The following is a 25407-nucleotide window of genomic DNA, read 5'->3' as shown; positions in this document are numbered from 1 at the left end:
CCTTTCCCGAATTCCCTCTCCCGCTTTCGCGGGAGAGGGAAGAGTGCCTAACCCTTCTGCAATCCGCGCATCAGATATTGCCGGATATACCCCCGGAGCTGCGGGGTCGGTTCGCCCAGCACGCCGCGCATGCCGTCGGGCATGTGCGCGGCCGGGTCGCCATGTTCGCGGAACACGAAGGTATCGAAGAAGGCCGACCAGGCCGCGCGGCGCTCGGCCGGCAAATGGCCGAGTGCCAGCACCGCGTGCATCATCGCATCGAAGCGCATGTCCTGTTCGGGGGCGTCCGCCCACCAGAAATTGACCAGCACGTTGAACGGCGACAGCGCCTCCACCTGGTGCCACCAGAGCGCGGGGATGAAGATCGCGTCGCCCGGTTCCAGTTCGGCGACCAGTGCCGCATCCAGCGCTGCCCGGAAGCGGGGGAAACGGTCGAAGTCAGGGGCATTGGCATCGACCATGCTGGTCGGCTGCCCCGCCACCGTATGATCGAGCGGGCCGACATAGAGGTTGGGCGTCTGCTCGGGCGGGAACAGGGTGAAGCGCCGCCGCCCCGCCGCGACGCAGGCGATATTGTCCGATGCGTCGAAATGGGTGCTGATCCGCGAGGCGTTGCCGATCCAGATCCGCGGTTCGGCATCGAGCCCCGCCAGCAGCGGCATCGGATTGGCCTCGGTCAGCCCCGGCAATGCCCGTCCGGTCTCCACCGCGCCGGCATAGACAGCCGGCACGTTTTCTCGCCCCTGGAGCGCCAGCAGGTAGCGCAGCAGGTCGGCGAAGCTGCCCTTGCGCCGCTCGAAATTGAAGCCGCGCAGGTCCGGCGCATAGAAGAACCGACCTTCGATCGCCGGTTGCCCGACAAAGGCTTCCGCGGCCGCACCGCCATCGAAGCCCAGCAGATAGTCGCAGGCGCCCTGTGGCGAGGCGCCGGCGGCTACCAGCGGCCAGTCCTTCACCAGCCCGCGCAGCACCACCGGCGCATAGCCGGCGACCAGCGCGCGGAAGGCTTCGGCATCGGGCGTGCCCTGGATTTCGCGGATCGGTTGCATAGGCATCGCTTTTCAATATCCCGGAAATGCGCCGGCCACATCCCGGTGGTTCGTTTCCGGGGCATGTCGGTGAACTCGTTCGATCTTTCGCTCAATCCACGCCCCGCGGCGCAGCTCTCGCATATCGGCAGGGAAGGGGAGCCCCTGCTCCGGCTCGACGGGTTGATGCGCGATGCTGGGCAGCTGGTCGACTATGCTGCGGAGCAGGGCGGGTTCGAGCCGGTCCATGGCCCGGCCGGCGGCTATCCCGGCATCCGGGCGCCCGCGCCGCTCGATTATGTCGGGGCGGTGGTCCGCGCGCTCGATCCGGTGCTGCGCGAAGCCTTCGGGCTGCACGGCGTCCGCCTCGGCCGGGCCGAATGCAATTTCTCGCTGGTCACGCTGGGCGCCGGGGATCTCGCGCCGTCGCAGCGCGTGCCGCACATCGACACCACCGATCCGCTGCAATTCGCCTTCCTCCACTATCTCTGCGGCCCGGAGCAGGGCGGCACCGCCTTCTACCGCCACCGCGCGACCGGGTTCGAGGCGATCACGCCCGAACGTCAGCCGCATTATGAAGCGGTGCGCGCCACCGAGCCCGAGGCGGCGCCCGGCTATATCGCCGGCGACACGGCCGAGTTCGAACAGGTTGCCGCCGCCGATGCCGTGTTCGACCGGCTGCTTGTCTATCGCAGCCGCCAGCTCCATTCCGGCCTGGTGACCGGGGCGGGCACGAGCGATCCGCGCACGGGCCGGCTCACCGCCAACATCTTCGTCAGCTACCGTCCTGCCTGAGAGTCTGTTTGGAAATGCGCGAAAGGGCGCATTTCCAGGCGGCGCCGCAAAGCGCCGAATGGCGCTTTCCCAAAAAAATAGGCGCCGCCGGTTGGAAACCGGCAGCGCCAGGCAGGGTGTATCTCGGATCAGAAGTTGAAGCGTGCGATCGCGGCGAAGCGGCGGTCGTTCATGTACCAACCGCGCGGCACTTCGATGATGCCGCCCCCGATCTTCGAGATCACCGCATTGGTGCGGGTAACCTCGTTGGTCAGGTTCGAGCCCTGCACGCCGATCTTGATCTGCGGGGTCACCGCGAAGAAGATCGATGCGTCGAGCTGGCCGGTCGCCTTGTTGATGATCGGGTCGTTCGGCGTGATCACGTCACGCACGGTGAGCAGGAAGTCCGAACGCCACGAGTAGCTGGCGCGCAGCGAGACCGGGCCATAGTCGAAGAACGGGGTGATGTTCACCTGGTGCTTCGACAGGCCCTGCAGCGGCAGCAGCGAGGTGTTGACCGTGGTCACGCGGCCGGCGGCCACGTCCGGATCGGTCTCGGACAGGGTCGACTGGGGCACGCCCGAGCTGTCGACATAGGTGTAGTTCGCCTGCAGGCCCAGGCCCTTGAGCGGCCCCGGCAGGAAGTCGAAGGTCTGCTGGTAGCTGACTTCGACGCCCTTGATCTTGCCCTTCTCGGTGGCGTTGATCGGGGTGGTGATGACCACCGGATAGGTCTGGCCGTTGTTGGTCAGGTCGACGCGGCGGGTGTCGTTGGTCACCACACCCGACAGCACCTTGTAGAAGGCCGAGACGGTCAGCGAGCCGACCCGCGAGAAATACCACTCGGCGGTCAGGTCGAAGTTATCGGCTTCCACCGGCTTCAGATAGGGGTTGCCCGCGGTGGTCACGCCCTGGAAGCGGAAGCTGCCGGGGACGAGATTGCCGTTGGCGTCCACATTCTGCACCACCGACAGGTTTGCCTGTAGATAGTTGCGGATCAGGCCGGTCTGGGGCGGCGAGACGCCCTTGAAATAGGCGGCGCGGAACTGGAGGCCGCCGCCCGCCTCGAGCTTCAGGTTCACGCTCGGCAGCCAGTAGGTATAGTCGAGCGAGACGTGCGACGGGGTCAGCGCGCCGTTGACGAAGGCGCGTGCCGCGTTGCGGTCCGCGATGCTGTACGAGCAGAAGGGCGACGGGGTCGCCGGCGGCACCACCGGCGCGGCACAGGTCGCGTCGGTCGGGAAGGCCGTCGTGTTGGTGAACGAGACATAGCCGTCGGTGTCGCGCTTGGTCTTGGTATAGCGCACGCCGACATTGCCGGTCAGGTGCAGCCCGCCCAGCTGGGTGTCGATCTTCGCCATCAGGTACGCGGCGTAGTTGCGCTCGCGGATCGGGTTGATCTCGTCCGGCAGGAACGGCGTGCCCTGGATGACGCCGCAGCGATTGGCCAGCGCGTTCCAGCCGCCATTGACCACGCGGCCATCGGCGCAGGTACCGGTCGCCTGCCATTCGCGCGAGATCGCGTTGGCATAGTCGATCATCGCGGCATAGTCGGACGCGGTGTTGCCCGAATAGTAGAGCCGCCCGTCGCCGCCCAGCGGATTGGTCACCTGGCCGCGGAAGAAGTTGTTGAAATAATAGGCGGAGTTGGACGTGTTCGCGGTGCCGTCGGTGTGGTTGGCGTTGTTGCCGTTCACCGGCATGCTCAGCCAGACCGGGCCGTTATTGCCCCACTGCTCCGAGAGCACGCCCCAGTTGTAGCGCGAATAGCGCGAGACCTGGTCGCGATCGGCATAGCGGATGCCGCCCTGGATCGACTTGAGGAAGCCGTTCTCGGGCAAAGCATAGTCGAGGTCGAGGCGGAAGGCGTCGGAATTGCCGCTGCTCTGCTCGATATGGTCCATCGCCGCGCGCGGGAAACTGTTGTACGGATCGACGAAGCTGGTGTGGCCCGCGCCGAAATAGGTCGGGTTCGCCGAGCCGCCCAGCGCCTGGGCGCTGTTGCAGTCGAAGCCGGTGCCCGGCGGGTTCTGCGAATTCGCGGCGGGGCCGTTGCAGACCTGCGGCGCGACGAACGCCACCGTCGGGAAGTCCGAGCCGTTCAGCTTGATCGACGCGTTCTGGTAGGTCGAGTTCCACAGCGTGTTGTCGAGCACGTTGGTGGTCGACTTCACATGCTGATAGTCGAAGATCACGCCCAGCCGGTCGGTCGCGTTCCACTTCAGGTTGAAGCCGTAATCGTCGGTGACGAGCTTCTCCTGATGGTCGCGGCGGATGTTGTTCGACTGCAGGCCGAGCATCGGCACGCGGGCCGCGCCGGTGTTCTGGTCGCCGCGCCAGCCGGTCGGGCCGGTGATCGTGCCGCTGACGAACATGCCGTCGCTGTCGAAGTCGAGCGTGGTGCCCGGCACCCGGCGCGAGTCGCCATTGGCCGAGACGTTGTCGGTCGCGATCTCGATCGTGCGCTCGCTCCAGGCCTGGCGCGCGTCGGAGCGCAGGAACTGGGCGACGGCCTCCACCGAGCCGTCATTGCTGCGATACTGGATCGCCCCGGCATAGCCGTAGCGCTCGCGATTGAACTCCTGGCGGCCCATCACCGCGCCGCGCGGGAAATAGACCTGCTTGCTGATCGTCGTGCCGCCATTGTCGACGACGTCGCCGTCCGAATAGAGATTGCGGATACGGAAGCTCGAGACCTGGAAGCGGTCCGACTGGCTCTTGAGCTGCGAATAGGAGAAGTTGGCGAGCACGCCGATCTCGCCGATCCCCGTGTCCCAGCGGTTGCTGACCATGATCGAGCCGGTCGGCGTCCACTTCTTCTCGAAGTCGCCGTAATTGCCCTCGAGCGAACCGGCGACGACCAGGCCCTTCTTGTTGTCGAAGGGCTTGCGCGTGCGCAGGTTGACCACGCCGGCGATGCCGCCTTCGATGCGGTCGGCCGAGGGCGACTTGAACACGTCGACGCCGCCCATCATTTCCGAAGGCACGTCGGCGAAGCTCAGCGAGCGGCCGTTATTGGCAGTGAACGCCTCGCGGCCGTTGAACTCCGAGCGGACATAGGTGAGGCCGCGCACGACCACGCCCGAGCCTTCGACCGAGAAGTGGTCGGGATCGACGCCGGCGGCGAAGCGGTTGATCGAGACGCCGGGGATGCGCTGCAGCGTCTCGGTGACCGAGCGGTCGGGCAGGGCGCCGATGTCCTCGGCCGTCACCGAGTCGACGATCACGTCCGAATTCTTCTTGAGGCTCTGCGCGCTCTGCAGCGACTGGCGATAGCCCTGGACGACGATCGTGTCTTCCTGGGTGGTCTCGCTGGTCGTCGGCGCGGGCGTGCCCGTGGCCTGGCTGTCCTGTGCCCAGGCAGGTGCCGCTACCGAAAGGCAGGCAAGCGCCGCGGCCGACACGCCGGCGCGCAACGCGCCCGTGCGGAACCTGGCAGTCCTGTCGATGTGATGAATAGAATCGTGCTTGCGCATCGAGCTGTCTCCCCTCCCTGTTAGCGCTATCATTTCCGAGCGCGTTTCTTGTTTGTGTCCAAACTAATGTAGGAGTTATGGAAAGATCAAGCCGTCTTGTTACGCTTTCATGTAAACCTTGGATTTGTGGCGTTTTCGCAACGGTTTCGCTGCGTTGCGGCACGATTTTCGCAACTGCGAAGGGGCCGGATCGGCCTCGAATCGCCTGTCGGGGCGATTGACGATTTCGCGGCGGGAGCGCTAACATTCGGGCTGGAGAGGGGCATCGCAAGAATGCTGATTGGGCGCGTACTCGTGGTCGGCGGGGGCACTGCGGGGTGGATGGCCGCCGCCGCGCTCGCGCATAAATTCGCCGGCACGCCGCTCGCGATCACGCTGGTCGAATCGGCCGAGATCGGCACGGTCGGCGTCGGTGAGGCGACGATCCCGCATATCCGCCATTTCAACGCCACGCTCGGCATCGACGAGGCGGAGTTCCTCGCGGCGACGAAGGGCACCTACAAGCTCGGCATCGAGTTCGTCGACTGGGGCTGCAAGGGCGACAGCTATATCCATCCCTTCGCCGAGTTCGGCGCGCCGATAGACGGCGTGCCCTTCCACCACCAATGGCTGGCGAGCGAAGGGGCAGGGGCGTTCGAGGAATATTCGCTGCCGATCCAGGCCGCTCGCCGGGGCCGCTTCCGCCGCCCGGATGGCGATCCCTACAACTATGCCTATCAGTTCGATGCGGGCCTCTACGCCCGGTTCCTCCGCGGCTATTCCGAAGCGCGCGGCGTCGTCCGGCGCGAAGGCAAGGTGGTCGATGTCGCGCTGGACGGCGAGAGCGGCCATGTCCGCGCGATCACCCTCGAAAGCGGCGAGACGCTGGAAGCGGACCTGTTCGTCGATTGCTCGGGCTTCCGTGGCCTGCTGATCGAGCAGGCGCTGAGGGCCGGCTATGAGGAGTGGACGCACTGGCTGCCGTGCGACCGCGCCATCGCGCTGCCCTGTCCCAACACCGGCCCGCTGCCGCCGCTCACCCGCGCCACCGCGCAGGAAAGCGGCTGGATCTGGCGCATTCCGCTCCAGCACCGCACCGGCAACGGCCATGTCTATTCGAGCGGCTTCACCAGCGACGATGCCGCGCTGGGAACCCTGCTCGCCCAACTCCCCGCCGCCCCGCTCGCCGAGCCCAACCGCCTCCGCTTCGTCACCGGCAAGCGCAGGCGCCAATGGGTGGGCAACACGATCGCGATCGGCCTCGCCTCGGGCTTTCTCGAGCCGCTCGAATCCACCTCGATCCACCTGATCCAGGTCGCGATCGGCCGGCTGCTCGATCTGTTTCCGACCCAGGCATGGGATCCACTCGACGCCCAGGAATTCAACCGGCTGATGGCGCTCGACTATGAGCGCGTCCGCGATTTCCTGATCCTCCACTATCACTGCCAGCAGCGCGACGATTCCAAGTTCTGGCGCCATTGCCGGGCGATGACCGTGCCGGACTCGCTCGCCCACAAGCTCGAGCTGTTCCGCGAGCGTGGCGTGGTGGTCCAGTATCGCGAGGGCACCTTCCTCGAGCCGAGCTGGCTCGCGGTCTATCTCGGCCAGCACGTCACGCCGAACCACCCGGACCCGCGTGCCGGAGGCGCGGGCGTCACCGGCGCCATGGCGGCGATGCGCGCCGAGATCGCCGCGCTGGCCGCCACGATGCCAAGCCATGAAGCCGCGCTGGGAATGGCGGCATGATCGCGCGCATCGGCATTGTCGGCACCGGCGTCGCCGGCTGGATGGCGGCGCTGGCGCTCACCCGCGCGCTGCCCCGCACCGAGGTCTTCATCATCGCCACCGAAGGCCCGGACCATAGCCTCGGTCCCTTCGGCCCGGCGGAGGCAAGCCTGCCGGACTTCCCATATTGGTTGGCCGATCACGGCGTTGACGAACGCGAGCTCCTGCACGCCGCGCACGGCAGCTTCTCGCTCGGTACGGCGTGCTCCGGCTGGGCAGGGGAGGTGGACTGGTTCCTGCCCTTCGGCACGATCGGCGCCCCGCTTGCCACCACGGCCTTCCACCAGCTCGCCGCCCGCCTGCGCGCGATCGGTCAGCCCGTCCGTCTCGCCGATTTCTCGCTTGCCGCCATCGCCGCCGCCTCGGGCCGCTTCGTCCGGCCGAGCGAGGATCCGCGCTCGATCCTGTCGAGCTATGGCTATGGCCTGCACCTCGACCGCGCCGGTCTGGCCGAGACGCTGCGCGCCGCCACTGGCCTGCGGCCTCTCGGCAGCTTCCGCGCCTTTGCCGACGATGAAGTCGAGCTGCAGGACGGCTCGCGCCTGACCGCCGACCTATGGCTCGATTGCTCCGGACCGGCCGCGCTGCTCGCCGGCGACAGCGGCTGGGAAAGCTGGGCCGAATGGCTACCCTGCAACCGCGTGGTCGAGAACTGGAACCCGGCCGAGGGCATCCCGCCGCCCTATTGCCATGCCGGCGCCTTCGAGGCCGGCTGGCAGCGCACCGTGCCGCTGGTCGGCGGGCAAAGCGGGGCGCTGTTCTACAGTTCGGCGCATCTCCCCGAGCAGCCGAACGCGATCCCGATCGTCCAGGGCCACCGCCCCCGGGCATGGACCGGCAAGGTCATCGCCCTGGGTGCCGCCGCCGCGCTGGTCGAGCCGCTCCACGGCTGGAACCTCGCCTTCCTCCAGAATGCGCTCGCCCGACTGCTCGCCTTGCTTCCCGCCGCCCCGAGCGGCCCCGAGCCCGCCGAATATAACCGCCTCACCGCCGAAGAGGCCGACCGCGTCCGTGATTTCGCCATCCTCCACTACAAGACAAATGGCCGCGCCGGTGAACCGCTCTGGGATCACGCCCGCACCGCGCCGGTTCCGGAGACGCTCCAGCACAAGCTCGACCTGTACGCGAGCCGGGGCCGCGTGCCGCTCTATGACGGGGAGCTGTTCGAAGCCGAGGACTGGATCGCTGTGCTCGACGGCCAGGGCATCCGCCCGCGCCGCCACGATGCACTCGCCGATGCCATTCCGGAGGAAGCGCTCGCGCAGCATTTCGGCCGCATCCGTTCGCTGATCCTCGACGCGGTCCGCGCGATGCCGCACCATGGCGCCACCCTCCGCGCCGAAGGACTGATCGCATGACCGCCCCCGCGCCGATCCGCCAAATCGTCATCGTCGGCGGCGGCACCGCCGGCTGGATGGCCGCCGCTGCGCTCTCGCGCCTTGTTCCCACCGGGGTCTCCGTCACCTTGGTGGAATCGGAGCAGATCAGCACCGTCGGCGTCGGCGAGGCGACGATCCCGCCGATCCGCAACTTCAACGCGCTGCTCGGTCTCGACGAGAATGACTTCCTCGCGAAGACCCAGGGCACGATCAAGCTTGGCATCGAGTTCCTGGACTGGACGCGCGAGGGCCATCGCTATGTCCACCCGTTCGGCGAGTTCGGCTTCGATATCGAGGGCGTGAAGTTCCACCAGATCTGGCGCAAGCTCCATGAAGAGGGGCGCGCTCGCGAGATCGACGACTATAATGTCTGCGCGCTCGCGATGACCGCCGGGCGCTACCAGCCGCCGGTCCAGGATCCGGGCTCGATCCTCTCGCGCATGGCCTATGCCTATCAGTTCGATGCCTCGCTCTATGCCAGGTACCTGCGCACCTATGCCGAGGAACGCGGCGTCGTCCGCATCGAGGGCAAGGTCGCCCATGTCCCGCTGCGCGCCACGGACGGTTTCATCGAGGCGGTGGTGCTCGAAGGCGATCGCCGGATCGAAGGCGAGCTGTTCGTCGATTGCACCGGCTTCCGCGCGCTGCTGATCGAGCAGGCGCTCCACACCGGCTGGGAAAGCTGGTCGCACTGGCTGCAATGCGACCGCGCCGTCGCGGTGACCAGCGCCAGCCCGGGCCCGGAGATCACCCCCTTCACTCGCAGCACGGCCCACAAGGCGGGCTGGCAATGGCGCATCCCGCTCCAGCACCGCGTCGGCAACGGCCATGTCTATTGCAGCGCCGATATCTCGGACGACGAAGCCCGCGAGACGCTGCTGGCGAACCTTGACGGCGCGCCCTTGCGCGATCCCTTCATCCTCAAGTTCGAGGCCGGGCGCCGCAAGCGCGCCTGGGAGAAGAACTGCATCGCGCTCGGGCTCTCCAGCGGCTTCCTCGAGCCACTGGAATCGACCAGCATCCACATGATCCAGGCGGGCATCCACAAGCTGATGGCGCTGCTACCCGACACGGGCTTCTCCCCCGTGGAGCGTGACGAGTTCAACCGGCTGACCGACACCCAGATGGAGCAGGTTCGCGACTTCATCATCCTCCACTACCACGCCAATGAGCGCCGGGACGGCGACCTGTGGCGCCGTGTCCGCGAGATGGCGATCCCCGAGAGCCTGGAGCGCAAGCTCGCCCTGTTCCGGGGTCGCGGCCGCTTCTTCCGCTACGAGGACGAGCTGTTCGCCGAATCGAGCTGGATCGCGGTGCTGCTGGGGCAGGGGGTGATCCCCGCCGGCTGGGATCCGCTGGTCGACGGGCTCGACGAGGACAAGCTCGCCACCAGCCTGTCGCGCATCCACGAGATGTTCGCCCGCGCCGCCCGGGCGATGCCCCGCCACGAGGAATGGCTCGCGCGCAACGCGCCCGCAAGGAACGACGCATGACCGACAAAGACCCAACGGATCGCAACATCCGCTCCATCCTGATCGTCGGCGGCGGCACCGCCGGCTGGATGACCGCCGCCACGCTCTCGCGCATCCTCGGCCCCGATTATGCGAAGATCACGCTGGTCGAGAGCGACGAGATCGGCATCATCGGCGTCGGCGAGGCGACCATCCCCCAGATGGCCACCTTCAACCGCATGCTCGGCCTCGACGAGGACCAGTTCATCCGCGAGACCAAGGGCAGCTTCAAGCTCGGCATCCAGTTCGTGAACTGGGGGCGGATCGGCCACCGCTATTTCCATCCCTTCGGCCGCTACGGGCTCGACATGAAGGGCGTGTCCTTCCACGCCTATTATCTCCGCATGCGCCAGCTCGGCGAGGCGCCCGACGTCGACGAATGGTCGCTCCAGGCGATGGCGGCGCGCGACGACAAGTTCATGCGCGGCATCGATGCGGGCAACTCGCCGCTCTCCGACATCGCCTATGCCTATCATTTCGACGCCGGCCTCTATGCCAAGTTCCTCCGCCGCTATGCCGAGGATCTCGGCGTGGTCCGCCGCGAGGGCAAGATCGTCGACGTGAATCTCCGGGGCGAGGACGGCTTCGTCCAGTCGGTGAAGATGGAGGACGGCACCGAACTGGAAGCCGATCTGTTCATCGATTGCTCGGGTTTCCGCGGCCTGATCATCGAGCAGGCGCTCAAGGCCGGCTATACCGACTGGTCGCAATGGCTGCCCTGCAACCGCGCGATCGCCGTGCCGTGCGAGAGCGTCGATGCCTGGACGCCCTATACCCGCTCCACCGCCCACACCGCCGGCTGGCAATGGCGCATCCCGCTCCAGCACCGGATCGGCAACGGCCATGTCTTCTCGTCCGACTATATGTCCGACGACGAGGCGACATCGATCCTGCTCGGCAATCTCGACGGCGCCCCGCTCGCCGATCCGCGCACCGTCCCGTTCAAGACCGGCCACCGCAACCGCATGTGGGTCAAGAACTGCGTCGCCATGGGTCTGTCCGGCGGCTTCCTCGAGCCGCTGGAGAGCACGTCGATCTGGCTGATCCAGTCGGGCCTGTCGCGCTTCCTGACGATGTTCCCCGACCGCGACTTCAACCAGGCGGACATCGATCGCTACAACCGGATCATGCAGACCGATTACGAGGAGATCCGCGATTTCCTCGTCCTCCATTACCACGCGACCGAGCGCACCGATTCCCCCTTCTGGAATTACTGCCGCACGATGGAGATTCCCGAGCGGCTGGCCGAGAAGATGCGCGTCTTCCGCAGCCATGGCCGCGCCTTCCGCGAGAATGAGGAACTGTTCAACGACACCAGCTGGTTCGCGGTGATGCTGGGCCAGCTGATGGAGCCGGCGGGCCATGATCCGGTCGCCGACGTCATGCCCCTGGAAGAGACCCGTTCGCGGCTCGCCCATATCCGCGAGGCGGTGGCGAACAGCGCCGCCTACATGCCCAGGCACCGCGACTTCATCCGGGACAATTGCGCAGCATGAGCCGCTTCCTGACCACCGCCGCCGCGCTGCTCCTCGCCGCGCCCGCCATCGCCCAGCCGGTCGCGACCTTCTCCAGCTTCACCTATAGCGGCAGGGACGCATCCGACGCGCTCACCGCCGGGCCGAACGAGTATCGCAACCCAATCCTCAAGGGCTTCTATCCGGACCCGAGCGTCACCCGGGTCGGCGACGACTTCTACCTCGTCACCTCCACCTTCGGCTGGTACCCCGGCATCCCGGTCTTCCACAGCCGCGACCTCGTCCACTGGACCCAGATCGGCAACGCGATCGATCGGCCGGGCATGCTCGATTTCAAGCAGCTCGGCCTGTCGCGCGGCGTCTTCGCGCCTTCGATCCAGGCCAGGGACGGGACCTTCTACCTGCTCAACACCTGCGTCGATTGCGGCGGCAATTTCCTGCTGACGGCAAGGAACCCGGCGGGCCCGTGGTCCGATCCGATCTGGCTGCCCGATCTCGAGGGCGGCATCGATCCCTCGATGTTCTTCGACGATGACGGCCGCACCTGGGTGGTCAACAACGGCCCGACGCGCGGCCAGCCGCTCTACCAGGGGCACCGCGCGATCTGGGTGCAGGAGTTCGACCGCAGGACCAGCAAGACCTTCGGCCCACGCACCCTCCTCGTCGACGGCGGCATCGACATCTCGAAAAAGCCCGTCTGGATCGAGGGCCCGCACATCTTCAAGAAGGACGGCTGGTATTATCTCAGCTGTGCCGAGGGCGGCACCGCCGAGGGCCATAGCCAGGTGATCCTGCGCTCCAAATCGGTCACCGGCCCGTACGAGGCGTGGAGCGGCAACCCGATCCTCACCCAGCGCGATCTGTCCCGCGATCGGCCGATGCCGATCACCTCGGCCGGCCACGCCCAGCTGGTCACCACGCCCGACGGCAAATGGTGGGCGACCTTCCTCGCCGTCCGCCCGTACGAGGGCGATTTCTACACCACCGGCCGCGAGACCTTCCTGCTGCCGGTAGAATGGAAGGACGGCTGGCCGGTGATCCTGCCCGCCGCCACGCCGATCCCCTGGACGCACGCAAGGCCGGCGCTCCCCCACGGCAAGGCGCCGCTCCCCACCTCGGGCGCCTTCACGATCCGCGACGATTTCCGCAGCAAGCTGCCCGCCTATTGGATGATGCTGCGCAACCCGCGCGAGGACTGGTACCGCACCGGCGCCGCCGGCCTGATGCTCAAGGCGCGCGCCGCCGGCCTCGGCGACAATGCCAACCCGTCGTTCCTCGCCCGCCGCCAGCAGCACACCAATGCGGTGGCCGAAACCACCGTGAAGTTCGCCCCCGAAAAGGACGGCGACCGCGCCGGCCTCGCCGTGCTGCAGAACGACGATTACTGGTTCTTCGTCGGGGTGAAGCGCGTCGGCGGCAAGGATGTGCTCACCCTCGACCAGCGCGAGGGCCCGAACAGCCCGAAGCTCGGCAAGACCCTGGCCACCGTACCCGCGCCCGCCGGCCCGCTGCGCCTGCGCATCGCCGTCCAGGGCCGCAGCTATGCCTTCAGCTATGCCGCTCCCGGCGCGAAGCCCGCCTGGAAGCATCTCGGCCAGGTCGAGACCGACAGCCTGACGACCAAGGTCGCCGGCGGTTTCGTCGGCTCGGTGTTCGGGCTGTTCGCCGGGGCAGGGGAGTGAGCAGGGCGCTGCTCCTTGCGGCACCGCTGCTGCTCGGTGCGACAGTTCCTCCGCCCTTGGCGATCGACGTCAACCAGCTGGGCTTCGAGCCCGGTGATACCAAGCGCGCGATCCTGCGTGCCGGGGCAGAGGTGAGCGCATGGGAGTTGCTGGACAATAAGGGCCAGGTCGTTCTGCGCGGCAGGACCGAGCCTTATGGCGAGGACGCGGCCTCGGGCCTGACGGTCCAGCGCATCGACTTCTCCGGCTTCCGCACGCCTGGCACCTATCTGCTCCGTACGGTGGTTGGCACGAGCAGCAGCTTCGAGATCCGCCCGAACCTCTACCGCCCGCTCGCCCGCGATGCGCTCGCCTTCTTCTACCACCAGCGCGCCGGCATCCCCATCGAGGCGCGCATCGTCGGCGCGAAATGGGCGCGCCCCGCCGGGCATCCGCACGAGACCGCCACCTGCTTCGCCGGCAAGGACGAGCGCGGCACCGAATGGACCGGCTGCCCCTACAGCCTCGACGTGACCGGCGGCTGGTACGATGCCGGCGACCACGGCAAATATGTCGTCAATGGCGGCATCGCGTTGTGGACGCTGCTCAACGCGTATGAGCGCAATCCGAAGGCACTCCCCACCGGCCCCAACGGCGCCCCAAGCTTGCTCGACGAAGCGCGCTACGAGATGGACTTCCTGTTGCGCATGCAGGTGCCGCAGGGCACGCGGCTGCGCGTTCCCGTCGGCAAGCCGCAGCCATCGCCCGGCAAGCCGGTGTGGGAAGCGCCCCCGGCGCCCTTCGCCGAGATCGACGCGGGCGGCATGGCCCACCAGAAGGTCGCCGATCGCTGGTGGACCGCACTGCCCACGCCGCCGCACAAGGACGATCGCGAGCGCCTGCTCTATCCGCCGACCACCGGCGCGACGCTCAACCTCGCCGCCACTGCCGCCCAGTGCGCGCGGATCTGGAAGACGCTCGACCCGGCCTTCGCCGCGCGCTGCCTCGCCACCGCCGAGCGCGCCTTCGCCGCCGCCCGGCGCAACCCGGAAGTCTATGCCACCAACAGCTTCACCGGCTCGGGCGGCTATGGTGACACCGACCTGTCCGATGAATTCTACTGGGCGGCAGCCGAGCTGTTCGTCACCACCGGCAAGGCCGAGTATGAGAAGGCGCTGGCCGACTCGCCGCATTTCCGCGAGGCCCCGGGCGAACCCGGCTGGCCCCAGGTCGCAACGCTCGGCACGATCACGCTGGCGACGCGCCCGTCGAAGCTGGCGCAAGCGGATGTGAAGCGCCTGCGCGCCGCGCTCGCCACCACGGCGGACCGTTTCCTCGCCGACGAGGCGGGCAATGGCTACCGCATCCCCTATCTGGCCAAGGACTATCCCTGGGGCTCGAACGGCGCGCTGCTCAACCGGGCGATGGTGCTGGGTGTCGCCGCGGACATTACCAAGGATCCGAAATACCGGGCAGGGGTGATCGACGCGATCGACTATATCCTCGGCCGCAACCCGAACCGCGTCTCCTATGTCAGCGGCTATGGCAGCGCCTCGATGCAGCATCCGCACCATCGCTTCTGGGCGCCGTCGCTCGATCCGACATTGCCCGGCCCGCCGCCCGGCGTGCTCTCGGGCGGCCCCAATTCGGTGGCGATGGTCGATCCGGTGGCGCTGCAGCTCAAGGGGCACTGCGCGCCGCAAGCCTGCTGGGGCGACGATGTCCGCGCCTATGCGCTCAACGAAGTCGCGATCAACTGGAACGCCCCGCTGGTGTGGGTGGGGGCGTGGCTGGCTGAATGAAAATCCCTCTACCGCTTTAGCGGGAGAGGGACGGCTCGCAACGCGAGCCAGGGGGAGGGTGTGTGCGAGAGGCAAGCGCACCGCTCGTGGCTCCCACTGACCCTCACCCGGTCTCGCTAACGCTCGACCACCCTCTCCCGCGAAAGCGGGAGAGGGTTGAACAGATCACCGAACCGTCAGCGTGGTGCTCTTCAGGTCCACCGAATTCGGCCCGGCCGAGATCGTGAACGTCCCCGGCTCGACAACCCGCTTCATCTGCACGTTCCACAGCGACAGGTCCGCCGGGGTCAGCTCGAAGCTCACCGTCTTCTTCTCGCCCGGCTGCAGCGTCACCCGCTGGAAGCGCTTGAGCTCGATCGTCGGCCGCGTCACGCTCGCCTCGTCATCGCGTACGTAGAGCTGGACCACTTCGTCGCCGGCGCGCTTGCCGGTGTTGGTCACGTCGACGCTCACCTTCACATTGTCGGCGATCCCGATCGTGCCCGATCCCAGCACCGGCTTGCCCATTTCGAAGGTCGAATAGGAAAGGCCGTAGCCGAACGGATAGAGCGGGCTGGTGTCGCCGAACAGATAGCCGCGGCGCGCGCTCGGCTTCTTGTTGTAGTAGTTCGGCAGCTGGCCGACATTGCGCGCGATCGACACGGGCAGCTTGCCGCCCGGGTTGAACCGGCCGAACAGCACGTCGGCAAGCGCATTTCCGGTCTGCTCGCCCAGATACCAGCCCTCGATCAGCGCCGGCGCCTTTTCGGCGAGATAGTTGACCGCATAGGGGCGGCCGTTGAGCAGGATCACCACCACCGGCTTGCCCAGCGCGATGATCTCCTTGGCCAGTTCGTTCTGCGGCCCCGGCAGCTCCAGATTGTCGCTGTCGCCGAGATGGTCGTCGGCCCAGGCCTCGCGGCTCAGCGCCTCGTTGCCGCCCAGCACCATCACCACGACATCGGCGTTCTTCGCCGCCGCCACCGCATCGGCGCGCAGCTTGTCGTTGGTCGCCGCGTCGGTCAGCGTCACCTTGTCCTGCGCCCAGACGCGCCCTTCGGTCAGCCGCACGCCTTCCGAATAGTCGACCGCGAACTTGCCCTTGCCCTCGGCCTGCATCGCCTCGAGCAGCGAGACGACATGGTTGGGGATGTCCGAATAGCCGCCGATCGGCGTGTCCCTGGCGTGCGTGCCGATCACCGCCATCCGCTTGATGCCGGTGGCGTCGAGCGGCAGCAGCCCGTTGGAATTCTTGAGCAGCACAACGCTCTCACGCGCAGCCTGGCGGGCCAGCGCGATCGCCTCGGGCGTGTTGGTCCGCTTCTCCGCCAGCTTCACATCGGCATAGGGGTTCTCGAACAGCCCGCCTTCGAACTTCATCTCGAGCACGCGGCGCACCGCATTGTCGATCTGGCCCGTGCTGACCTTGCCCTCGCGGACCAGCTGGATCAGGAAGTTGAAGCCTTCGCCGTCCGGCGTCTCGACATCGACGCCCGCATCGAGCGCGCGCGCGCCGGCGTCCTTGACGTCCTTGTACATATGGTGGCGGGTCACCAGCTCGCGGATCGCGAAATAGTCGCTGACCACCGCGCCCTTGAAGCCCCATTCGCCGCGCAGCACGTCGTTGAGCAGCCATTTGTTGGCATGGCTCGGGATGCCGTCGATCTCGTTATAGCTCGCCATCACCGCGCGCACCGGCAGCTGGGTCACGGCCTTTTCGAAGGGCGGGAAGAAGTCCTCGCGCAGCGTCCGCTCGCCGAGCGAGGCCGGGCCGATATTGGTGCCGCTCTCGGGCTGGCCGTGCCCGGTCATGTGCTTGAGCGTGACGAACACCTTGTCCTTGGCGAGGGGCAGGGTAGTCCCCTGGAAGCCGCGGATCGCCGCCAGCCCCATCTCGGAGACGAGATACGGATCCTCGCCATAGGTCTCCTCGATGCGGCCCCAGCGCGGGTCGCGCGCGACATCGACCACCGGGGCCAGCACCAGGTTGGCGCCGCGCGCCCGCGCCTCTGCGGCGGCGACGCTGAACACCTTCTCGAGCAGCCCCGGATTCCAGGTCGAGGCGAGGCCGATCGACTGCGGGAAGCTCGTCGCGCCCGGCGCTACCAGCCCGTGCAGCGCTTCCTCGTGCATGATCATCGGGATGCCGAGCCGGGTCTTCTCCATCGACCATTTCTGCGCGGCGTTGATGTACGTCGCGGTGTCCACCGCATTGCGGTTGGCGGTCGCGTCGGCACCGGCATTGGTGGTGCCCGCGGCCACGCCCTTGCGGTCGGACGGGCGCGAGATCATGCCCAGGCCGTTGGGGAAGGACACGCTTGCCTTGGCGGGATCGAACTCGCCCGAGGGGGTCTGGATCGCATCCTTCTTGAGCCAGATCGCAACGAGCTGCGCGACCTTCTCCTCCAGCGTCATCCGCGCGAGCAGGTCGTCGACGCGCGCTTCCACCGTCTGGCTGGCATCCTTGTAGAGCGGCCGATCCGCCTTGGTGTCGGCCTTTGCCGCCTGGGCCTGGGCCGGGGCGGCCAGTACGGGCGTCAATGCCGTGGCGGCGATGGCAAGCGCGGCGATGCGGCGGAAATTGCGCAACGAACCTCTCCCTCTGTGATGCGGCGCTCGGGCGCCGGTCTTGTCTGCGTTATGGTAGCGCTATCACTATCAGCGTAAATCCGGAACGGTCAACCGGGGCATTCGAACCGATTTCACGCCGATTGCATTTAGGGAAACCGCAGCATATCCCCGTAACGATGAGCAGACCCAGCCGTAGAAGCCGTGGCACGGTCACCGTCCAGGACGTCGCGCGTGAAGCGGGCGTGTCCGCGATGACGGTATCGCGTGTGGTCAATGGTGGTTCCAATGTTAGGGAAACAACCCGCCACGCGGTTCTCGAGGCGATCGCCAAGCTGAACTATTCGCCGAACAGCGCGGCACGCAGCCTGGCGGCGGGCGAGGCGACCCAGATCGGCCTGCTCTATTCGAACCCGTCCGCGGCCTATCTCTCGCAATTCCTGATCGGTGCGCTCGCCGCTGCCCGCCGTGCCGGCTGCCACCTCGTGCTCGAAGCCTGTGAAGGCGAGCGCGCGGACGAGCAGGCCGAGGCCACGCGCCAGTTCGCCGCGACCAGCGTCGAGGGCGTGATCCTGCCGCCGCCGCTGTCCGAGGCCGCGCCCGTCCGGGCCGAGCTCGAGACCGCCGGCATCCCCTGGGTGTCGGTCGCGATGGGCCTGCCGCCCGAGCGCAGCCTCAATGTCCGCATCGACGATGCCGCCGCCTCGGCCGCGATGACGAAGCATCTGCTCGACATGGGCCACCGCAATATCGGCTTCATTCGCGGCAACCCGAACCAGACCTCCTCGGCCGAGCGCCATCGCGGCTTTGTCGAGGCGATCGAGGCCGCCGGGCTCGACGTCAAGGCGATGCCGGTCGAGCAGGGCTATTTCACCTTCCGCTCGGGTATCGTCGCCGCCGAGCGGCTGCTCGACCGCAAGAACCCGCCCACCGCGATCTTCGCCTCGAACGACGACATGGCCGCCGCCGCCGTCGGCGTCGCGCATCGCCGCGGGCTGCACGTGCCGCAGGACATCAGCATCGTCGGCTTCGACGATACCGCGCTCGCCACCACCATGTGGCCCGAACTCACCACGGTCCGCCAGCCGATCGCCGCCATGGCCGAGAGCGCGCTGACCCTGCTCCTCGCCCGCCTGCGCGCCCACCGCGCCGGCACCAACGACAAGCTCGAGGAGCAGGTCCTCGATTTCGAGCTGATCCAGCGCGAATCCTGCGGCCCGCCCCCGGGCGCGGGCAAGCCGGCTGCGGGCCGGGCGGCGCGGCGCTGACGTTCGAGCAGCCTGTTCCCCGGCGAAAGCCGGGGCCCAGGGTCACGAGCAGCACGGCAGAGAAACCCTGGGCCCTGGCTTTCGCCGGGGAAGCGGCGCTGGGAGCGGAAACGCTTGGCCTCCGCCCCAAACAGGTCCAGCATGACAACGCTGGACGGAGTCGCCCGGCCGCGCGGAACGCCCTTGCTTTTCCCGCCGGATCGAGCCACCGTTACCGCTAACAATTCGTCCGATCGGGGCGCAATGGAGGGGAACGAACCAGATGAATGATACGGCGCAGAAGGCCAATATCGGCCTGATCGGCGCCATCGTCGCGGTGGCGACGATCGGCGGCCTGCTTTTCGGATATGACAGCGGCGCGGTGAATGGCACGCAGGAAGGCCTCAAGCACGCCTTCACGCTCGACGAGGCCGGTCTCGGCTTCACTGTCGGCTCGCTGCTGATCGGCTGCGTGTTCGGCGCCTTCTTCGCCGGCACCCTTGCCGACGCGATGGGCCGCCGCAACGTCATGCGCCTCGCCGCGCTCCTCTTCCTCGGCGGCGCGCTCGTCCAGGGCTTCGCGCACGATCACACCATCTTCGTCATCGCCCGCATCATCGGCGGCATCGCGGTCGGCGCCGCGTCGGTGCTGTCGCCGGCGTACATCTCCGAAGTCGCCCCCGCGAACATCCGCGGCCGGATGACGACGGTCCAGCAGATCATGATCATCACCGGCCTCACCGCCGCCTTCGTGGTCAACTATTACCTCGCCCAGGCCGCCGGCAGCTCGCTCGGCCATCTCGGCGGGATCGAGGCCTGGCGCTGGATGTACCTGATGCAGGCGATCCCGGCCGGCGTCTTCCTCGTCGCGCTGTTCTTTATCCCGGAGAGCCCGCGCTACCTCGTCGCCAAGAAGCGCAACCCGGAAGCCCTGAAGGTGCTCACCAGCCTGTTCGGCGCGACCGAGGGCGGGCTCAAGCTCGCCGAGATCCAGGCGAGCTTCTCGACCGACCACCGCCCGCGCCTGGCCGATATCTTCGCGCCGAACGGCTTTCTCGGCATTCGCGCGATCGTCTGGGCGGGCCTGCTGCTCGCGGTGTTCCAGCAGCTCGTCGGCATCAACGTGATCTTCTACTATGGCGCCACCCTGTGGCAGCTCGCCGGCTTCACCGAGAATGACGCGCTGCTGATCAACATCGTCTCGGGCGCGGTCTCGATCGCCGCCTGCTTCGTCACGATCGCGGTGATCGACAAGATCGGCCGCAAGCCGCTGCTGCTGATCGGCTCGGCCGGCATGGCGGTCACGCTGTTCGTGATGGTCTATGCCTTCAGCCAGGGCACGCTCGATCCGGCGGGCAAGCTCGTCCTCACCCCGCAGATGGGCATGGTCGCAGTCGTCGCCGCCAATCTCTATGTGATCTTCTTCAACGTCAGCTGGGGCCCGGTGATGTGGGTGATGCTCGGCGAGATGTTCCCCAACCAGATCCGCGGCTCGGCGCTGGCGGTCTGCGGCTTCGCGCAGTGGGGCGCCAACTATGTCATCGCCCAGACCTTTCCGAGCATGGCGAAGTGGAGCCTCACCGGCGCCTACACCTTCTACGGCGTCTGCGCGGTGATCAGCTTCTTCCTGGTCCAGAAGTTCATCCACGAGACCAAGGGCAAGGAACTGGAGGCGATGGAGGGCTGATCCCGGCCCTTCACGCTGATTGAGTACAGGGGAGGGGCGCGGGCCGCAGGGCTTGCGCCCCTCTGCACACAAGAGGAAGTTATGACCACCCGCACCCCCGTCCGTCCGTTCCGCTCGCGCGAATGGTTCGCCGCGCCCGGCCGCGCCGACATGGCGGCGCTCTATCTCGAGCGCTTCATGAACTACGGCATCACCCCGGAGGAACTGACCTCGGGCAAGCCGATCATCGGCATCGCCCAGTCCGGCAGCGACATCGCGCCGTGCAACCGCATCCATCTCGAGACGGTCAAGCGCGCCCGCGCCGGCATTCTCGCCGCCGGGGGCATCCCGATGGAGTTCCCGCTCCACCCGATCTTCGAGAATTGCCGCCGGCCCACCGCGGCGCTCGATCGCAACCTCGCCTATCTCGGCCTGGTCGAGATTCTCAACGGCTATCCGATCGACGCCGTCATCCTCACCACCGGCTGCGACAAGACCACGCCGTCGTCGCTGATGGCCGCCTCCACCGTCGACATCCCGGCGATCGTCCTGTCGGGCGGCCCGATGCTCGACGGCTGGCACGAAGGCGAGCTGGTCGGCTCGGGCACCGTGATCTGGCGGTCGCGCCGCAAGATGGCCGCCGGCGAGATCGACGAGGCCGAATTCCTCAAGCGCGCGATGGAAAGCGCCCCCTCGTCGGGCCATTGCAACACGATGGGCACCGCCTCGACGATGAACAGCATCGCCGAGGGCCTCGGCATGTCGCTCCCCGGCTGCGCGATGATCCCGGCGCCGTACCGCGAGCGCGGCCAGATGGCGTACGAGACCGGCAAGCGCATCGTCGAGATGGCCTATGACGATCTGCGCCCCTCGAAGATCCTCACCAAGGCAAGCTTCCTCAACGCGATCAAGCTGCTCACCGCGATCGGCGGCTCGACCAACGCTCAGCCGCACCTCGTCGCGATGGCCGCGCATGCCGGGATCGAGATCACCCCGGACGACTGGCGCCAGGGCTATGACCTGCCGCTGGTGGTCAACATGCAGCCCGCCGGCCAGTTCCTGTCCGAGCGCTTCCACCGCGCCGGCGGCATCCCCGCCGTGCTCACCGAGATGCTCGCCAATGGCGCGCTCGATGGCTCGGTGCTCACCTGCACCGGCAAGACCCTCGCCGAGAATATCGCCGATGCCCATGTCTCGGACCGCGAAGTGATCTTCGACTGGGACAAGCCGCTCAAGGAAAAGGCCGGCTTCCTCGTCCTGTCGGGCAATCTCTTCGATATCGCGATCATGAAGACCAGCGTGATCGGCGAGGATTTCCGTGCCCGCTATCTCTCGCGCCCGGGACATGAAGGCGTGTTCGAGGGGCGCGCGATCGTGTTCGACGGCTCGGACGATTATCACCACAACATCAACGATCCGGCGCTGAACATCGACGAGAACTGCATCCTCGTCATCCGCGGCGCCGGCCCGCTCGGCTGGCCCGGCTCGGCGGAAGTCGTCAACATGCAGCCGCCCGATCACCTGATCCAGAAGGGCATCATGTCGCTCCCGACGCTCGGCGACGGCCGCCAGTCGGGCACGTCGGACAGCCCCTCGATCCTCAACGCCTCGCCGGAAAGCGCGGCGGGCGGCGGGCTATCGTGGCTGCGTTCGGGCGACATTATCCGCGTCGATCTCAACAACGGCACCTGCGATGCGCTGGTCGATGCGGAAGAGATCGCCCGCCGCAAGACCGAGCCGGCCCCGCCGATCCCGGAGAGCAACACCCCCTGGGAAGAGCTCTACCGCGAGAAGACCGGCCAGCTCGGCGACGGCGCCGCGCTCGAATTCGCGCTCAAGTACCGCCGCACGAGCGAGAAGGTGCCGAGGCACAATCACTGAGGCGAAGGGAGGGGGAGCCTCCTCCCTTTCGTCACCCCGCAGCGAGCGGAGTGACGGTATTTAACTGCTCCCCGGCGAAAGCCGGGGCCCAGGGTTTCTCTGCCGTATCACTCTGTTACCCTGGGCCCCGGCTTTCGCCGGGGAACAGAAGAGAACCAGCCTAAGCCGCCACGTCCAGCACGTCAGCAGCCTTCACCGCATCATACCAGTCGTCGATCATCCCGCTGATCCGCTGCAGCGCCGACGGCACATAATGATGCGCATGGACCAGCTCATCGGCGGCGAGTTCCTCCCCCAGCTCGATCAGCGTGAACACGCCCGGATGGCGCGCGGCCACGCCGCGCCAATAATGGTTGAGCACCGGATGCCATACCCGGCTGCGCTCGGGCACGCAGCCCATGTGCAGCTCGTACATCTTCAGCCCCAGCCCCTGGGGCGGCAGGAACAGCAGCACCTTGTGCCCGCCCGTCGCCGCCATCTCGACGAAGCGGTCGGCGCAGTCGAGGAACAGCTCGTAATCGATCTCGCGTGAATAGGCTTCCCAGCGCCAGTCGATGTAATCGCTCGCCGCGGCATAGACGAGGTGACGCGGGAAATGCTGTTCGCGGTACGCCCCGGTCTTCATCTGGGGCAGGCTGAACAGCCGCGGGTTGTTGTCGAAATCGGTCACCGCCTGGTGCCGGCTGTAATGGTAGAAGGCGCCGGACTGGCAGTCCGCCATGATCCGCAGGTCGACCTTGCTCCAGTCGCGCGGCGCTTCCTCGGCCAGCACCCGCGCGCGCACCTCGGCATCCGAATAGGAGAGGGTGGTGATCGCCCGCGACGACTGGGCCGGCAGCGGCTTGCGGAACGCCGGGCTCGCCTGCAGCGGATAGCCGCGCTCGGCGAGCATCCGGATCATCGCGTCCTCCACGCCCATGTGCATGATCCGGCACGAAAAGGCGAAATGCTCAAGCGTCCTGGTCCGGAAGGCGTACACCGCCACGCCGACCAGCCCGTAATAGCCGTACTTGTCCCAGACGAAGGCGCAGAGCACTTCGTAATGGTCGATGTCCTGGATCCTGTCGCGGATCGTGCCCGGCTCGATCCGGCTCTGGGTATAGTTGAGCTGGTTGGAGCGATTGATCAGCTCCTCGATCCGCTCGGCGAATTCGAGGTTGTCCATCCGGTCGGTGAAGGTCGCGCAGATCCCGCTCTTCAGCAGGAATTCCTCGTCGCTCAGCTGCTCGCCTTCGCGCTCGGCCACCCTGGTCTCGAGCAGGCGATAGTCCGCCACCCGGCTCTTCGCGACATGCGCCTGGCCCGCCAGCAGCTCCTCCAGCAGCGCGTCGCATGCGCCCGAGGTCGCATCCACCACCGTGATCCCCGGCACCGCGTCGGCGACTTCGTGGAGATTGTGCGGGTTGTCGTCGACGAACAGCACATTCTCGGGCCGCAGCTGCATGTCCGCGATCATCCGCCGGATCACCGCGCCCTTGGGCACGAAGGCGATGCGCGGGAAGATGAACTCCTCCCACAGCCCGAAGCCCTCCAGCGCCGCCCTGGCCTTGTCGAATTCGTTCTTGGAGCAGATCGCCGAGACCACGCCGTGCCGGTTGAACGCGCGGACGAAGTCGGCGCGCTTCTCGATCAGCACCGGCACGTCCCCGTCCGCCAGCGTGCCGTGCCACAGCGTATCGTCCAGGTCCCAGATGATCAGCTTCGGCTTGAACGCCTCGGCCTTTTCCGGCGCGGGTGCATAGGCCTCTGCGATCATCGCTGCAGGCGGCCCATAGACCGCTTCCACGCGCCCCGGCCGTCCCTGTTCAAGCAATGCCGCCACCGCCGCCCGCTGGCCGCTGGCGCCCGCGAGGATCGCCGTACAGAACAGCATGGCATCGTCCATTTCCTGCGGCGCATCGAGCGCGCCTTCGGGCAGCGCCGCGATCAGCAGGTCGAGCGCCTGTTGCGCCAGCCGCGGCGGGCAGGCGCTGATCGCGCCCAGCGCCTCGCTCGCGTCCCCCGTCTCGAGCGAGTCGACCAGCATGCCGAGCATCCCGACCAGCACCAGCTGGCCGCGCTCGGTCTCCCAGAAGCCCGCATGGCGTTCGGCGAGCAGCAGGACATTGGGCAGTCTGCCCAGGTCCTCGCGCGTCACCATGTCCTCGGCAAAATTCCCGAATGCCGTCTCGTCCAGATCGCTGCCGATCCAGAATCCCGATAGTTGCTGCACGTCCATCCCCATAAACGTTTGCGCGCCTTGCATGGCAGGGGATGGTTAATGGGTGGTAAGCCATGTTGTGGGCGCCCGCGTCACCCCGGCCTTGATCCGCGGTGACGTGGAGGGGAACATCCGCACCATACGCCGAAGCTGGCGCGCGCTGTTTCCGCCCGCGCCGAAACCGCTTTCATCGCTCCGCACGGAGAGGCCGACCGCCGGCGTCACGCGCGGCTACCCGCTTGCGGAACCACGGCGCCACCGGGCCCAGTGCGAACATCCGCGCCTCAAGCGTCCACAGCGCAACGTGATACGGCCACATGTGAGTATAGTTCCCCGGCGAAAGCCGGGGCCCAGGGTTTCTCTGCCGGCTCGCGCATGACCCCTATTCCCCCTCGCGCCCGATCCCGATCAGCGCCGCTAGCACCTCGCGCGCATGCAGCACCTTCTCTTCGCCCATGCACGCCAGCAGCGCGCCATCGATCCCCTCGCGCGCTTCGCGCTGGGTATCCGCCGCTGCCTGCCCGCGCTCGGTCAACGTCACGGTCAGCCGCCGCCGGTCCTGTGGGTCGACCTCCCGCTCCAGATAACCGCGCAGCACCAGCGCATCGACCAGCTGCCCGGCCGCCTGCTTGGAGACGCGCAGCTCGCGGATGATCTGGCCGAGTGGTGCCTCGCCCAGCGCCAGCGCGCCGATCACGTACAGGCCATTGGCCGGAATATCGTCATAGCCGCGCGCGGCCAGCGCTGCCCGCATCGCCGCGCCATAGGTATGCCGTGCGTGCCGCAACAGCGCCGGCATCGCGACTTCGAGCAGGGGGGTAGGGGTAGGGGTAGGGGTAACGTCGGTCACGGCAAACCTCCAATTCCGTCATCCCCGCGAAGGCGGGGATCCAGAGTCCAGGGCGACACGCGAAGTCGTCCTGGATCCCCGCCTTCGCGGGGATGACGGTAAAAGGGATTTACAGTCCAAAAAATAGATAGTCAATAATATTGACT

Annotated in this window: 15 protein-coding genes; 10 read left to right on the top strand and 5 right to left on the bottom strand. The window is 67.2% G+C overall.

The window, feature by feature from the left end; genetic code table 11:
• Window positions 1–47 precede the first annotated feature (47 nt).
• The gene (locus tag HNP52_RS16275; RefSeq protein WP_184168681.1) at window positions 48–1055 is read right to left on the bottom strand and encodes a cupin-like domain-containing protein; all 1008 of its coding nucleotides are present in this window, start codon (window positions 1053–1055) and stop codon (window positions 48–50) included.
• Window positions 1056–1094: 39 nt separating this feature from the next.
• Here HNP52_RS16275 and HNP52_RS16270 point away from each other — a divergent pair, with 39 nt between their 5' ends.
• Window positions 1095–1823, top strand: coding sequence for a DUF6445 family protein (locus tag HNP52_RS16270; RefSeq protein WP_184168680.1), 729 nt, complete (start codon window positions 1095–1097; stop codon window positions 1821–1823).
• A 128-nt stretch (window positions 1824–1951) separates the two neighbouring features.
• Here HNP52_RS16270 and HNP52_RS16265 read toward each other — a convergent pair whose 3' ends face one another.
• Window positions 1952–5278, bottom strand: coding sequence for a TonB-dependent receptor (locus tag HNP52_RS16265; RefSeq protein WP_184168679.1), 3327 nt, complete (start codon window positions 5276–5278; stop codon window positions 1952–1954).
• Window positions 5279–5551: 273 nt separating this feature from the next.
• On the opposite strand from HNP52_RS16265, the gene HNP52_RS16260 reads away from it, so the two are divergent.
• The 6 genes from HNP52_RS16260 to HNP52_RS16235 are packed head-to-tail and all read left to right on the top strand — an operon-like array spanning window position 5552 to window position 14870.
• Complete coding sequence (locus HNP52_RS16260) at window positions 5552–7003, top strand: tryptophan halogenase family protein (protein ID WP_184168678.1); 1452 nt, start codon at window positions 5552–5554, stop codon at window positions 7001–7003.
• On the top strand, window positions 7000–8400 hold the full coding sequence (locus tag HNP52_RS16255) for a tryptophan 7-halogenase (RefSeq protein ID WP_184168677.1): 1401 nt from the start codon (window positions 7000–7002) through the stop codon (window positions 8398–8400). Before HNP52_RS16260 ends, HNP52_RS16255 begins: the two co-directional genes overlap by 4 nt.
• Window positions 8397–9914 (top strand): tryptophan halogenase family protein, encoded by a 1518-nt coding sequence (locus HNP52_RS16250; protein ID WP_184168676.1) that lies wholly within the window; start codon window positions 8397–8399, stop codon window positions 9912–9914. The genes HNP52_RS16255 and HNP52_RS16250 overlap by 4 nt, the downstream gene beginning before the upstream one ends.
• Window positions 9911–11428: a tryptophan halogenase family protein gene (locus HNP52_RS16245; protein ID WP_184168675.1), complete on the top strand. Its 1518-nt coding sequence runs from the start codon at window positions 9911–9913 to the stop codon at window positions 11426–11428. Before HNP52_RS16250 ends, HNP52_RS16245 begins: the two co-directional genes overlap by 4 nt.
• Window positions 11425–13089 carry a glycoside hydrolase family 43 protein gene (locus tag HNP52_RS16240; RefSeq protein WP_184168674.1) on the top strand — a complete coding sequence of 555 codons (1665 nt, stop codon included), beginning with the start codon at window positions 11425–11427 and terminating at the stop codon, window positions 13087–13089. The genes HNP52_RS16245 and HNP52_RS16240 overlap by 4 nt, the downstream gene beginning before the upstream one ends.
• Window positions 13086–14870: a glycoside hydrolase family 9 protein gene (locus HNP52_RS16235; RefSeq protein WP_184168673.1), complete on the top strand. Its 1785-nt coding sequence runs from the start codon at window positions 13086–13088 to the stop codon at window positions 14868–14870. Before HNP52_RS16240 ends, HNP52_RS16235 begins: the two co-directional genes overlap by 4 nt.
• Window positions 14871–15035: 165 nt before the next feature.
• Here the strand turns inward: HNP52_RS16235 and HNP52_RS16230 are convergent, their stop codons facing one another.
• Window positions 15036–17438 carry a glycoside hydrolase family 3 N-terminal domain-containing protein gene (locus tag HNP52_RS16230; RefSeq protein ID WP_221416458.1) on the bottom strand — a complete coding sequence of 801 codons (2403 nt, stop codon included), beginning with the start codon at window positions 17436–17438 and terminating at the stop codon, window positions 15036–15038.
• Between the two features lie 158 nt (window positions 17439–17596).
• Between HNP52_RS16230 and HNP52_RS16225 the strand changes: the two genes are divergently transcribed.
• The 3 genes from HNP52_RS16225 to HNP52_RS16215 all read left to right on the top strand — a co-directional run bounded on the left by HNP52_RS16225 (window position 17597) and on the right by HNP52_RS16215 (window position 22211).
• On the top strand, window positions 17597–18685 hold the full coding sequence (locus HNP52_RS16225) for a LacI family DNA-binding transcriptional regulator (RefSeq protein WP_184168672.1): 1089 nt from the start codon (window positions 17597–17599) through the stop codon (window positions 18683–18685).
• Window positions 18686–18947: 262 nt separating this feature from the next.
• Window positions 18948–20351, top strand: a complete 1404-nt coding sequence (locus HNP52_RS16220) for a sugar porter family MFS transporter (RefSeq protein WP_184168671.1) — start codon at window positions 18948–18950, stop codon at window positions 20349–20351.
• 81 nt (window positions 20352–20432) lie between these two features.
• On the top strand, window positions 20433–22211 hold the full coding sequence (locus HNP52_RS16215) for an IlvD/Edd family dehydratase (RefSeq protein WP_184168670.1): 1779 nt from the start codon (window positions 20433–20435) through the stop codon (window positions 22209–22211).
• 160 nt (window positions 22212–22371) lie between these two features.
• Here HNP52_RS16215 and HNP52_RS16210 read toward each other — a convergent pair whose 3' ends face one another.
• Window positions 22372–24423: a hypothetical protein gene (locus HNP52_RS16210; RefSeq protein WP_184168669.1), complete on the bottom strand. Its 2052-nt coding sequence runs from the start codon at window positions 24421–24423 to the stop codon at window positions 22372–22374.
• Between the two features lie 370 nt (window positions 24424–24793).
• A complete protein-coding gene (locus HNP52_RS16205; RefSeq protein ID WP_184168668.1) occupies window positions 24794–25261 on the bottom strand; it encodes a MarR family transcriptional regulator in 468 nt (155 codons plus the stop codon).
• Window positions 25262–25407: the final 146 nt, after the last annotated feature.

The sequence above is a fragment of the Sphingomonas kyeonggiensis genome, from assembly GCF_014204495.1.
Lineage (GTDB): Bacteria > Pseudomonadota > Alphaproteobacteria > Sphingomonadales > Sphingomonadaceae > Sphingomonas > Sphingomonas kyeonggiensis_A.
The sequence above is the reverse complement of the archived record's forward strand: the minus strand, read 5'-3'. Positions and strand labels throughout refer to the sequence as shown.